Source organism: Specibacter sp. NPDC078692 (genome assembly GCF_040686835.1).
Classification (GTDB): Bacteria; Actinomycetota; Actinomycetes; order Actinomycetales; family Micrococcaceae; genus Specibacter.
In genome coordinates, this window is the sequence record NZ_JBFBLV010000008.1 from 114,446 (window position 1) to 125,958 (window position 11,513).

An 11,513-nucleotide genomic window follows, 5' to 3' on the forward strand; every position below is an offset into this window, starting at 1 on the left:
TTAGGCGTCCGGATCAGTGGGGCCCGGACCGGCGGGGCTTGGTATGTTAGTGCTACCCCGCACGACGACAGAGCCTTGCTCATCTGCTTCTGTCCAGGAACGCCCAGCCTGCGTGAATTCGACAGCGAGATCCAAGCTGGCCAGACGTTCGGTTACCCGCTCATCCCAGCTTGCCCGCACTATTGCCTGATCGTGCTCACCGAGGTCATCGTATGGTTTCTCTCCGGCGAGCACGCGCTCAATGTCGCGCACGCCCACGTTTGGGGCAGCTTCAAGCTCGCGTCCAATCCGCGCCCAGTGGCTGATCTGCTGCGCCGCGCTGCGACTTGCCACGGCGCCGACCGACTTCGCAGCGTCGAACAGGTCGCTATCCACCCTCATGGGAATTGTGCTGCTCATAATTCAATTGTAGCGGATTGCTACAGGCTAGAGTAGTGGTGCTTGACCTGCATGCCGAGCGTATTGAGTGCGGCGACGATCTCCGGCGCGAACCTGAGGGCGCACGTCACATCCGGTCGCTGGGCATCGGTCCACGACAACTGCCGAGGCTATGCGAGGTCGATGACTCGCACCGAACCTGCACCCTCCACCAGCAACATGATCCTCGGTGACTGCGTTTCTGCTGCGTCCAAGGCTGCCGTCAGGTCATCAGCGCTGGCTTGGTAGCCTTCCCCGGCTCTGACCAGCACCTGGATCTTTGCGCCTGTCATGGAACCCAGGGCACGGCTGATTTCGGGGCTGTCTTCTCCGGCTACCAGGATGATTGATTCAATGGTTCCGGAGCTAGCGGGTTCCGCGGCTTCAATCAGCGTCCTGTCCGAGCGCCAGACTTCAAAGTGGTAGATCGCTACCAAGAGTGTGGCTGTCAGGAGGCCAATCGGTGCGCGAACCGAATCCAGTAGCCCTGATGCCACAGTGCCCGGTTCCAAGAAGAAAGTGAAAATACGGAAGCCGGCGAAGAGCAGTGCGATCAGGGCCACCACCGCGCTGGCGCCGAACACCGCGACAAGATATACCCTGCGTCCGCGTGGATCTGCGGGTTTGTGGGGGCGCCACGCCCATACCCATACCAGCGAGCCGAGCACTAGCCAGATCAGACCGGCCAACAGTAGGTCAATACCCCGGTCCCCTGCCAGCGGGGGAGTCAGCGCAGCCAGTAGTGCATTGATGCAGACGCCGAATCCGGAGGCCATGGATGCCAAACCGAGTCCCGCGGACACAAGCCGTCCAGCGCTCGTGGTCTCCACGGAACGCGAACCCAATTCCTGCCACGCCAGGCTGAAGATCAGGGCGCCGACTAGTGCCGCACCAAGTGATAACGGCACCGGCGAGAGTGACTGGGCGTCGGTTCCGTGCACGGCGGAACGGCCAAGGGCGTAGAGCAGATAGCCGGTGCCGCCTAGTGCTGCTGCGCCTGCTGCAAGGAGACCGAGAAGTACCAGTGCAACATCGGAGAAACCGCCACGTACCATTCCCATGTGCTTGCGTGTCCAATGCCACCACCACAGGGCGAGTCCACCCACAATCCATGGCAACTGCGCCAGCGCCCCGCGCCACCATGGCGAACCCGCGGAGAAGTTGTTGAAGATCGAGTCTATGGTCGCGGAAAAGACCATGACTAAGGCACTCACCGTCGCCGTAGCCACGAGGATCACCGCATACCAGCTGGCGAGAATGCCCGGCAGATTTGGAAGGCTACGTGGCGAACGGCGAGGATCGCTCCACATTTGATGGTGCCACCAGCAAACGGCTGCCCAGATGAGGGCTGTTGAGAGGTCCTGCGCCCACCCCTGGGTGTGTGCTGATAGAAGCTTCCCCAGCAGGGAGAACAACCCCGTACTGGCAACTACCAGCGATGTGGAATACATGGCTGCCACATACAGGCCCCAAGCTAAGGCCGCAGATTCAAACGAATCCAGCAAGCGTTTGGCCAGCGAGCGCCACAGCAGTAGTGCCAGCGGACCCGCAATGATGACGAAAGCGAGGGATCTGGCCAGATTGTCAGTGCGTCCCGGATCGTCGCCACTTCCCGAGGTAAACAGCAGCCCCAGTAGTCCTGCGGCACCGACCGCCGCGAGGGTGACCAGGGTGAAAAGCAGAATGTAGAGCACCAGTCTGCGCACTGTTGGCAAAGCACCGGTGCTCTGTACCGGGAGATTCACGCTCATGGGTGGTTCACCGCCGACTCGCTGCATGCCAACAAAGGCCACGGGGCTGCGCTAATGAGCCAGGTGTCACCGGATTTCAGCAACGTGAAGGAATCCTGGTAGTTGCTCTGGCCCAAGCCGAAGGGTCCATTACCCATGGTTTCACTGATGGTGACTTTCACGGTGGCATTTGTTCCGCTGATCGTGGTTGCCACGAGTCCGACGCGTAGGTTCCCGTCGTCAAGGCCTGCATCAAGGAATGCGTTGGCGTGGCACTCGCTAGTTGCTTCGGAGGAGAGCAGGCCAGCGGCGGATTCCTTGTCCCCGGCAAGCAATGCGGTGACGTAACTGTGAACCACGCCTTCGGGTGACCCGGGGTCTGCGGGAGTTGCTGGCCCGCGGGTCAGTACCACCACAAAGGCCACGACGACGAGCAACAAGATGCTGCCCAGCAGGATTAGGGGAGTGCGGCTCCCGGCGGCTGGTTGCTGTTCCATGGCTCAAGTATGCGTTGGAAACCGTTTTTTGGCCGCTAACCCACCGCTAACACCGAATTCTGACGCCGAAACGACGCAAGCTCCCTCCCGAAGGAGAGAGCTTGCGTTGGCGATGTCACGACATCACATTGGCGGTGACGGTGGGATTTGAACCCACGTCAGGCTCTCACCTGAACAACATTTCGAGTGTTGCACCTTCGGCCGCTCGGACACGTCACCAACGCGTCAACCTTACCGGGTCAAAGCCGTACAACAAAAATGAGCTTCCGCGCCCGCCTATGGATCGTGCATCGATAAGGCAAGATGGCCTCATGGACAGTGCAACGCAGCGTGCCTGGAGCTGGCACAAACAGGGCCTCGACGGATCCCTTGCGGGCAGCAACGCCGCAGACGTCTTCGCCAAAGCAGGCTGGGCCCGCTCGATCGGCGGCGCCAATCCCTATATGACGCTCTTCGCACGCGCAGGCATCCGCCGTGAGCAGGCCGACGCCGAGGTAGCAGCCCTTCACATCCATGAACTCCCGACGGCGCGCGGCTGCACCTATGTGCTGGGGGAGCGTGACTACGCCTGGGCGCTGTCCCTTGGCCAAGGGGCAGCAGAGGCGACGGTAAAAGTCTTAGACAAGCTCGGCGTCGAACGTTCCGAGGTGAACGCGCTCGCAGATAAGACCCTGAAGATGCTCCACAAGGCGCAGGACCCGCTGGATCCGAAACAACTCAAAGGCCAACTCGGTGATGCCGTGCGCAGTCTGGGCGAGGAGGGCAAGAAGAAGGGCGCCTCCACAACACTGCCCACGGTGCTCGGGCTGCTGCAGGCCGATGGTCGCATCCGCCGCGTGCCCATCAATGGGCGGCTGGACCAGCAGCGTTACGCCTACACGGCGTGGGGATTGCCCGCTGCCGAGGAGACTCCGGAACAAGCCCGGGCGCACCTGATGGAAAGCTACCTAGCCTGGACTGGCGGAGCCACACTCAAACAGAGCCAGTGGTTCACCGCGTTTACCGTGGCGCAAACCAAGGCCGCGCTCGCAGCCGTGGGTGCCGTTGAATCCGCCGTGGTGGATCCGGGTGGGCTGTGGATGCTGCCCCGCGATGTGGCGGAAGCGGCCACTTTTACCGCCCCGGATGAAGAGCAAATTCAGCTGCTCGCTGGCTCGGATTCTCTCTTCCTGCTCCGTCGCAACGCTGCCGACCATTTTTCCGAGGGGGACCGGGAGCTTCATCTGGTGGGTGCCAAGCTTGCGCTTCAGGCGGACCTGCCGGACCACCCCATCGTGGACCGCGGCCGGATTATTGGCCTGTGGCAGTACGATCCCGGAGCCGAACGCATCGCGTACTGGACCTTCCAGCCACCCACGGTGGCTGTGGCGCAGCGCATTAAAGAGGTCGAGACCTTCATTCGCGAAGCCCTAGGCGACTTCCGCTCCTTCAGTCTGGATTCGCCGTCGAGCAGGCAAAAGCGGATCGACGCGATCAACGCAGCGGCGGGCTTCGGAAGAGGAGTTTGACCATGCGCAAGGTGTACTCCATGGCAGCCGCGGCCGCACTGTTCACGGGTGCGGCCGTGACCGGCTGTTCGGGGCCTCTCGGGACGGCGCCGATGGGCTCGGCCTGCATGCCGCCACCGTTCTCACTGAGTGCCGATTCGGCTCAGCGCGGTGGCAGCTTCACTGTTCAAGCCAATGATGCCACCTGCAATCCGAGGTACGGCGATAGCGCCCAAATACACATTGAGGTGCTCGATTCCTCGGGAACCATAATTCTGGAGCTCCAAGCCCCCATGAACGACGCCGGCGGGTTCCGTACAGATCTTTTGCTCCCCGAAACTGCCGTCCCCGGCCAAGCAGTGGTCTCGGCTTATCCATATAACCTCGACTGGTGCGATGACACTGGACGGAACAACCGCGTGGGTGCCCCGCCCAATTCCGGAGCGCTAGAAATTCAGCGGGTCTCGTGCGTCATGCCGTCACAGTCGATCATGATTACGCCTTGACGGTGTAGCTACAGACGGTGCGGTCCCGGCGCCTACAGGCGGTGGCTGGCGAAGAAATTTTTCAGGAGAGCGGCGCATTCGTCCTCGCGCACACCGGGGAACACTTCCACCCAATGGTTGAGTCGGCGTTCGCGCAGCACATCAAATACTGACCCAGCTGCTCCGGCCTTCTCATCCCACGCGCCAAAGACCACCTTCGGAATGCGCGCCAGCACAATGGCCCCGGCGCACATGGTGCACGGCTCCAATGTCACCACGAGCGTGCAATGAGCGAGCCGCCATTCCCCCAACTTCGCGGCAGCCTCACGGATGGCCACCACCTCGGCGTGAGCGGTGGGATCCCCATGCGCCTCACGCTCATTTCGGCCCAAACCCAGGACTTCACCGTCCGGTCCGAGGACGACAGCGCCGATGGGGACATCCGCCGTGCGCAAGGCCTGCTGTGCCTGAGTAAGCGCAATACCCATCCACGCAGCATGCAAAGCCGTGGTAGTGGTCTCGATTCTTGGCAAATCTGGGGAATTGGACACGGCTCAATGGTAGCTTTTATTTATGCGCGTATTCGTTGCGGATCATCCGCTTATTGCCCACAAGTTGACTGTTCTTCGAGACAAGAACACGCCGTCACCGGTTTTTCGTCAGCTGACTGAAGAACTGGTCACGTTGCTGGCCTACGAGGCGACTCGTGAAGTGCGCGTGGAGCCCGTCAACATCGAGACGCCCGTGACCAACGCTATTGGTACTGGTCTGGTCAAGCCGACACCCCTGGTCGTGCCGATTCTGCGTGCTGGCCTGGGCATGCTCGAGGGCATGACCCGCCTGCTGCCCACCGCCGAGGTTGGCTTCCTGGGCATGGCACGCAACGAGGAAACCCTCGAAGCCATCACCTACGCCGAGCGTCTTCCCGAAGACCTCACTGGCCGCCAGGTGTACGTCCTGGATCCCATGCTCGCCACCGGCGGCACCCTGATCGAGGCATTCAAGTTCCTCTTTGACCGCGGTGCCGCGGACATCACCTGCATCTGCCTGCTCGCAGCACCGGAAGGCCTCGCCAAGCTCGAAGCTGCCCACGGCGGACGCGACAACGTGCACGTAGTTTTGGCCTCTATCGATGAGGGTCTCGACGAGAACTCCTACATCGTGCCGGGCCTCGGCGACGCGGGCGACCGCCTGTACGGCGTAGTGGACTAAGCACACTGATAGGAAATGCCACAGTTTGACGTTGTTGCCAGGGTTTGAACCATGGCAACAACGTCAAACTGTGGCATTTTTCGTATGCGGCGGCGCAGCTGATCTGTGGGCGGCGCAGGGAGGCCGTCAGTGGCGCAGCGGGGTCCAGCCAACGGGCCGTGGACCCGTGATGGCGGCCCTGTTTCTGTCGGCGTCAGCGGACCAGCCTTGAGCGGCCATGGTGCCAGGTTTACCCACCGCACCGCGAGCCACTCTGAATCCCACATCTTCCAGCACGGCATCCGGGGCGCTGCCTCGGCGGACCGACGCCCGGGCGCTCCACGGGCGATCATCCCAGCCGGCTCCACGCAAACTTCTGTAGTCACCGTAGCGGGCGGTGTCGGCGTAGTCCCAGCACCATTCCCAGACATTGCCGATCATGTCGAAGAGTCCGAAGCTGTTGGGTTCTTTAGTGCCAACGTCTTGCGGGCCGTCAAGACTATCCAAAAACGTCCAGGCAATGTCGGGCAGTTCACCGTACAGCGGGCCTGTCGAACCGGCGCGCGCAGCCCACTCCCATTCCGCTTCCGTGGGCAGCCGGAAGCCGTCTGAGTCGACATCCCAGAAAACGTCGCGGCCGGCGATGGCGTACGCGGGCGTCAGGCCAGCCAATTCCGAGGCAGCATTGCACCAGCCGACGGCGTCAAACCAGGTGAGGGGTTGCGCGGGGCGCCGGTCGAGCGCAAGTGGGGTTCCGGCGTCGTCAGCGGCAGACGCCATGGGGACCGCAGGGTTAGCAGTGGCAGTAGAGGAAGGGAATGAGGAAGTGAAGTTCGACGTCGGCCCGCTCACCAGATCCCACATGCCGCGGGTCAGTTGGGTCTTGCCGAGGGTGAAGGGGAGTAGTGCCTCGTCCCGGGTGATGCCTGAGCGGGCGTCGCGCAAGTGGACGGTGCCGCCGGGAATCGGCAGTAGTCCTAGCGCGGTAATCAGCTCGTGGCGAGCAGCGGTTTCATCAGCCATAGACTCGCCTTTCATGCGGTGCTAAGCGGTGCTAGGCTCGCGCTGAGCTGCGTTCGCGCTGTAGTTAGTACCAGCCCACGGATTCGGAGTGGCCCCAGGCCCCGCAAGGTGATCCGTAACGGCCTTCGATGTAGCCCAGGCCCCAACGGATTTGGGTTTCATAGTTGGTGGCCCAGTCGGATCCGACGCTTTCCATCTTGCTGGCTGGCAGCGACTGGACAATCCCGTAAGCGCCACTGGAGGCGTTCTCGGCCGTGGTGCGCCAGTTAGATTCGCGCTCCCAGAGCAGGTTTAGGCAGTTCATCTGGTCCGCACCCCAGCCGTGGGAACCCAGCTGGCTGGCCGCGAAAGCCTTCGCTGCGGCGGGGTCATCCACGGCGGCGGGGCGTGCAAGCGGGGCAGCTTCAGGGCTCGCCACGGGAGTGACCGCAGCGGCTTCGGGCTTGACCGGAGCCGCGGAAGGTGTGGTTGTGGGCGAAGCCTTGGAGCTGACGGTGATCCCGGAGAAGCTAATGGCTGCGTCCGACGGGGCAGAGATAGCAGTGGGTACGCCCTGATCAATGGCTGCGACCAGGCTGCGCGTGTCCGCGCCATCGGCCACAGGGTTCATGGTGTTTGAGGCCACCGATCCGGCAGCCATCAAGGCGCCCACGACGGCTACAGCGGCCATGCACTTGGCGGTGGTAGAGACAGCAGAAACGCTGCGCGGGGTGGCCGCACGGGTTCCCGTGCGGGCCGTTCCTTTGTGGACAGTAGCTAGGTCGCGAAGTGAGGGCCGGCTTGCTGGTTCTGCGCGACGACGGCCGCGCTGAGGTGCTGCAGACATGTGTGGTGCCTCTCTACGCCTGCGAGGTGAGCTGTCGGGAACGGACTAGAGAATCCGGCCGCGCAGCTTCCAGAGGCAGTATTCACTGCCTATTTTCGTTGCGCTGGCTTAACCCCAAGGGCTTCCATTATGGGAAGGCCCGTAAAGATTGGGTCCCCCGTCTCTGCCATGGATCTGGTGGGAATGGGCGGCGGCAGAGCTCGGCGAACCGTCCATTGATGCCAGAACCGGTAATGATTCAGAAGGCACTTTAGCCAGCGTAACCGAACCGAAACCATATGTCACATTATGGTAACGACCTTTGTAGTAGGCGACTTTTTGGCGGGTGAGCAAGTTGACATTTACTTAGCAATGCTAACGATCTATGATTGGAAGCAGAAGATACGAAACTTTTGTAACTAGGTAGATGAGCAACCATGACTGAACATTCCCCGCAACCCGTCCAAGATACTGACGCCCAAGATCCAGGGCACTTGGCCGCGGAACTGCGGGTGGCCGTGATGCGTACCTCGAGGCGGCTCCGGGCTGAAGCGGCGACAGGGGAATTGAGTCCCGGACGCTACTCGGTGCTGGCGGGGCTAGGGGAAGGGCCTCGGACCGTGGGGCAGTTGGCTGCACGGGAACAGGTGCAGGCGCCGTCCATGACTCGGATTGTCAATGACTTAGCGGCAGTTGATTTTGTCAGCCGGAGTGAAAATCCCTTGGACAAGCGCCAAGTATTGATCAGCATCACCGCTGCCGGGAGTGCTGCACTGCGCCAAGCGCGCTCCTTGCGAACCGCGTGGCTGGCGCAGCGAGTTGCCGCGCTGACCCCACAGGAGCGGAGCACTCTCCATGAGGCGGCCTTGATCCTGCAGGAGATGAGCGCCTAATGAGTTCAATGTTCCGAGCGCTCAAGGTGCGCAACTATCGGCTCTGGGTGACCGGTGCGCTGGTCTCCAACATCGGTACGTGGATGCAGCGAGTGGCGCAAGACTGGCTGGTCTTGACGGTTCTGACCAACAATTCAGGAACAGCCGCGGGAATCACCACTGGCCTACAATTTCTGCCCATTATTTTCCTAGGGCCCTACGCGGGGCTCTTGGGAGACCGCGTCAACAAGCGAAAGCTGTTGCTAGTTACCCAATCGGCCATGGGGATCTGTGCGCTTTTGTTGGGAATCTTGGTGGTCACGGGCTCTGTACATCTGTGGCATGTGTATGCATTGGCGCTCCTACTGGGTGTGGCCAGCGCCTTTGATGCTCCGTCAAGACAGGCGTTTGTCTCGGAAGTCGTCGGCAAGGAAGACGTCCCCAACGCCGTCGCACTTAATAGCGCGTCCTTCAATCTGGCCCGTCTTGCTGGCCCCGGTGTTGCCGGGCTGGTGATCGCGCTGGTTGGCACGGGACCGGCCTTCCTGATCAACGCCGCCAGCTTTGCGGCCGTGATCGTCTCACTGTGGCGGATGCGAGCCGATCAGCTCGTCCCTGCGGTGCACGTGCCCCGGGCCAAGGGGCAGATTCGTGAAGGGCTAGTGTACATTCGGCAGCGGCCCGATCTGCTCATGATCATGGTGCTGGTGTTCGTGGTGGGCACCTTTGGCATGAACTTCCAGATCACTAACGCGCTTATGGCCACCACTGTGTTTGACCTGGGGGCGGGGGAGTATGGGCTGCTGGGGTCGGTCATGGCAATTGGCACGCTGGGAGCTGCGCTGTTGGCGGCCCGGCGCCAGAACACCCGGATGGTGTACATCATTGGCGGTGCCCTAGGGTTCGGGATCACCGTTGGCGTGGCCGCAGTCATGCCGAGCTACGTCCTCTACGCAGTGGCTCTGGTACCGGTGGGGCTGGCCTCACTCACGTTCATGAATGCCTGTAACACCACCATCCAGTTGTCCACCGATGCGGCCATGAGGGGACGAGTTCTTGCCGTGTACATGGTGGTCTTGCAGGGCGGGACGCCCATAGGTGCGCCGTTGGTGGGCTGGATTGCCACTGAATTTGGGGCGCGCTGGTCCTTGGGGCTCGCAGCGGTTGTTGCTCTTCTTGCCGGCTTAGCCGCTTTGTTCCTGATGAATCGGCGCAACAACGTCAGGCTGCGGGACCAGATCAGGGGCCTACGCCCCCATTGGCCCGTCCTGGGCCTGCACCGTTCGGCCAGTTAACCCGTTCGGCCAGTTAACCCGTTCGACTGTCGGGCCGGTCAGGTGCGGCCCGCTTTATGCCTGCGAGTGGCCCCTGCTAGCGCGTACTCCATCCCGACACCTGCTTGTAAACTTCCGTTCACTTAGCGTGAAACTCTGGGAGGAAGCTGCACGCTTTGAGTAACTTGCAGGACCCACTCTGGGCGTGCGCTGGCAGTGAGAAAACAATTTTATCAAAAATGGACATATAGCCGAATAAACCACCACTGCTTAAGCTCTTTGAATCTTTTAATTCGGCATATCTTGCCTTTCTCCTCAAAAATGAGAGGAAAGCAACAATATTAGCTTGATCACAAATTAGATCACAATCTCACATGCTGGACACTTTGGGGCTTTGTTACTTGCAAGTTCGCTTTGTTACGTAGGACACTGACAAGTGTGAACACCCACTCAGTAAATTCTGCAGCCGCAGCAACTGTCCGTTCCGGAGCCACCGGAGGGCTTATGCGTGGTTGTCGAATGCAGGCCTAACTCACAGCCCTGATCACCGCACATTGCAATCATTGCAAACATCGGCGGATAGCAGTACAGCGGATGACGCTTGAAGCAATGTACGGCGTGGCAGGTACAAGTCTTGGCCCTTGGGTCGGCCTTGGAATACAAGGCAACATGGTTCTGGAGGGACAGAACCGCAGGAAGCATTCGCGCCGTAGTCACACGGCCATACAGCTAGGTAGTTCAATGTCAGTAGCATCCGGTTACGTCCACATCTCTGTCCGCAATGCCGCCAAGGCTGTTGCCCGCAACACCGGCCAGGGATCCTCAACTCGCAGCGCACAGCCCGAACACCTGGGCTTCCGTGCCGACGCTGGAAACGCCGCAGCTCGTCTACGCGCAGTTCCGGCCACAGACAGCAACCCCATGACAGCTCCCACCCCCGTGATTGCAGGGGCCGGCTCGGATAACCTCCGCGGCGTCAGCCCCGACAACGTGGCCCGCGGCTTCGTGCTCTACGTGGGTGTGGACGAGGATACGGCAGCGGCTGCTGGCACATCACTGGCCAAGCTTGCCCAGGACATCCGGGCGTACGCCCAAACTCTCGTCCCGCAGGCGCAGAGCTATGCCGCTGTGGCGATTGCCCCCTCAGACGCCGTTGGAACTGCGCTGGATGTAGTCCGCTCCACCTTCGGCGACCCCACAGTTGCCAGCCGCCAGCGCGCAGAAGCCGTGCGCATTCCCCCCGCCGAACAGCGTCCCACCGGCGTGCTGATCGATCTTGCCCGCCGCGAAGTCCACCTCGACGGCGACACCTTGAACCTGACCTTCAAGGAGTTTGAACTGTTGAACTACCTCGTGGAGAACGGCACCCGCACCGTGGGCCGCGACGAACTCCTCGAAGGCCTCTGGTCCAACGCTGATGAAGTGCCGAACGAGCGCACCATCGACGTTCACATTCGCCGCCTGCGCTCCAAATTGGGCCGCCTCGCCAACACCGTGCGCACCGTCCGCGGCGAAGGCTACCGTTTCTACGAGCACCCCGAAGTGGTTGTCTGGGCCGCCCCGGAATACTCCATCTAATCCCCACACCCTCCCACGGCTCGTGCCTCGGCGCGGGTCCCTCGGGTGTGTGGGCCCACCACACCCTCCCACGGCTCGTGCCTCGGCGCGGGTCCCTCGGGTGTGTGGGCCCACCACACCCTCCCACGGCTCGTGCCTCGGCGCGGGTCCCTCG

12 protein-coding genes, 1 tRNA gene and 1 riboswitch are annotated in these 11,513 nt (G+C 61.6%); of the genes, 6 read left to right on the forward strand and 7 right to left on the reverse strand.

Annotation, left to right across the window (positions count from 1 at the left end; all coding sequences use genetic code 11):
* The 4 genes from AB0O97_RS08190 to AB0O97_RS08205 form a co-directional block, all read right to left on the reverse strand.
* Entirely contained in the window at positions 1–399 is a 399-nt protein-coding gene (locus AB0O97_RS08190; protein WP_363881619.1) for a hypothetical protein, read from the reverse strand.
* Between the two features lie 149 nt (positions 400–548).
* Complete coding sequence (locus AB0O97_RS08195) at positions 549–2,168, reverse strand: DUF5671 domain-containing protein (RefSeq protein ID WP_363881621.1); 1,620 nt, start codon at positions 2,166–2,168, stop codon at positions 549–551.
* The gene (locus AB0O97_RS08200) at positions 2,165–2,644 is read right to left on the reverse strand and encodes a hypothetical protein (protein WP_363881623.1); all 480 of its coding nucleotides are present in this window, start codon (positions 2,642–2,644) and stop codon (positions 2,165–2,167) included. The genes AB0O97_RS08195 and AB0O97_RS08200 overlap by 4 nt, the downstream gene beginning before the upstream one ends.
* Positions 2,645–2,773: 129 nt before the next feature.
* A tRNA-Ser gene (locus AB0O97_RS08205) sits at positions 2,774–2,863 on the reverse strand.
* A 92-nt stretch (positions 2,864–2,955) separates the two neighbouring features.
* Between AB0O97_RS08205 and AB0O97_RS08210 the strand changes: the two genes are divergently transcribed.
* Complete coding sequence (locus tag AB0O97_RS08210; protein WP_363881625.1) at positions 2,956–4,152, forward strand: crosslink repair DNA glycosylase YcaQ family protein; 1,197 nt, start codon at positions 2,956–2,958, stop codon at positions 4,150–4,152.
* Between the two features lie 2 nt (positions 4,153–4,154).
* Positions 4,155–4,637, forward strand: a complete 483-nt coding sequence (locus AB0O97_RS08215; RefSeq protein ID WP_363881627.1) for a hypothetical protein — start codon at positions 4,155–4,157, stop codon at positions 4,635–4,637.
* 32 nt (positions 4,638–4,669) lie between these two features.
* Here AB0O97_RS08215 and tadA read toward each other — a convergent pair whose 3' ends face one another.
* Positions 4,670–5,167 carry a tRNA adenosine(34) deaminase TadA gene (gene tadA, locus AB0O97_RS08220; protein WP_363881628.1) on the reverse strand — a complete coding sequence of 166 codons (498 nt, stop codon included), beginning with the start codon at positions 5,165–5,167 and terminating at the stop codon, positions 4,670–4,672.
* A 22-nt stretch (positions 5,168–5,189) separates the two neighbouring features.
* Between tadA and upp the strand changes: the two genes are divergently transcribed.
* Entirely contained in the window at positions 5,190–5,828 is a 639-nt protein-coding gene (gene upp / locus AB0O97_RS08225; RefSeq protein WP_363841627.1) for a uracil phosphoribosyltransferase, read from the forward strand.
* 126 nt (positions 5,829–5,954) lie between these two features.
* On the opposite strand, the gene AB0O97_RS08230 is transcribed toward upp, so the two are convergent.
* Complete coding sequence (locus AB0O97_RS08230) at positions 5,955–6,830, reverse strand: SUMF1/EgtB/PvdO family nonheme iron enzyme (RefSeq protein WP_363881630.1); 876 nt, start codon at positions 6,828–6,830, stop codon at positions 5,955–5,957.
* 64 nt (positions 6,831–6,894) lie between these two features.
* On the reverse strand, positions 6,895–7,656 hold the full coding sequence (locus AB0O97_RS08235; protein ID WP_363841621.1) for a transglycosylase: 762 nt from the start codon (positions 7,654–7,656) through the stop codon (positions 6,895–6,897).
* A 4-nt stretch (positions 7,657–7,660) separates the two neighbouring features.
* Positions 7,661–7,856: riboswitch (cyclic di-AMP (ydaO/yuaA leader) on the reverse strand.
* A 216-nt stretch (positions 7,857–8,072) separates the two neighbouring features.
* Between AB0O97_RS08235 and AB0O97_RS08240 the strand changes: the two genes are divergently transcribed.
* The 3 genes from AB0O97_RS08240 (at position 8,073) to AB0O97_RS08250 (ending at position 11,359) form a co-directional block, all read left to right on the forward strand.
* Positions 8,073–8,528, forward strand: coding sequence for a MarR family transcriptional regulator (locus AB0O97_RS08240; RefSeq protein ID WP_363881632.1), 456 nt, complete (start codon positions 8,073–8,075; stop codon positions 8,526–8,528).
* Positions 8,528–9,802: an MFS transporter gene (locus AB0O97_RS08245; RefSeq protein WP_363881634.1), complete on the forward strand. Its 1,275-nt coding sequence runs from the start codon at positions 8,528–8,530 to the stop codon at positions 9,800–9,802. Before AB0O97_RS08240 ends, AB0O97_RS08245 begins: the two co-directional genes overlap by 1 nt.
* A 720-nt stretch (positions 9,803–10,522) precedes the next feature.
* The gene (locus tag AB0O97_RS08250) at positions 10,523–11,359 is read left to right on the forward strand and encodes a winged helix-turn-helix domain-containing protein (RefSeq protein ID WP_363841613.1); all 837 of its coding nucleotides are present in this window, start codon (positions 10,523–10,525) and stop codon (positions 11,357–11,359) included.
* The last annotated feature ends 154 nt before the right edge of the window (positions 11,360–11,513 follow it).

Bases quoted from the DNA above. Each gene is read 5' to 3' on its own strand.
- AB0O97_RS08195 (WP_363881621.1), bottom strand. From the start codon at position 2,168: ATGAGCGTGAATCTCCCGGTACAGAGCACCGGTGCTTTGCCAACAGTG.
- AB0O97_RS08215 (WP_363881627.1), top strand. From the start codon at position 4,155: ATGCGCAAGGTGTACTCCATGGCAGCCGCGGCCGCACTGTTCACGGGT.
- upp (WP_363841627.1), top strand. From the start codon at position 5,190: ATGCGCGTATTCGTTGCGGATCATCCGCTTATTGCCCACAAGTTGACT.
- AB0O97_RS08250 (WP_363841613.1), top strand. From the start codon at position 10,523: ATGTCAGTAGCATCCGGTTACGTCCACATCTCTGTCCGCAATGCCGCC.
- AB0O97_RS08200 (WP_363881623.1), bottom strand. From the start codon at position 2,644: ATGGAACAGCAACCAGCCGCCGGGAGCCGCACTCCCCTAATCCTGCTG.
- AB0O97_RS08245 (WP_363881634.1), top strand. From the start codon at position 8,528: ATGAGTTCAATGTTCCGAGCGCTCAAGGTGCGCAACTATCGGCTCTGG.
- AB0O97_RS08230 (WP_363881630.1), bottom strand. From the start codon at position 6,830: ATGGCTGATGAAACCGCTGCTCGCCACGAGCTGATTACCGCGCTAGGA.
- AB0O97_RS08190 (WP_363881619.1), bottom strand. From the start codon at position 399: ATGAGCAGCACAATTCCCATGAGGGTGGATAGCGACCTGTTCGACGCT.
- AB0O97_RS08235 (WP_363841621.1), bottom strand. From the start codon at position 7,656: ATGTCTGCAGCACCTCAGCGCGGCCGTCGTCGCGCAGAACCAGCAAGC.
- AB0O97_RS08210 (WP_363881625.1), top strand. From the start codon at position 2,956: ATGGACAGTGCAACGCAGCGTGCCTGGAGCTGGCACAAACAGGGCCTC.
- AB0O97_RS08240 (WP_363881632.1), top strand. From the start codon at position 8,073: ATGACTGAACATTCCCCGCAACCCGTCCAAGATACTGACGCCCAAGAT.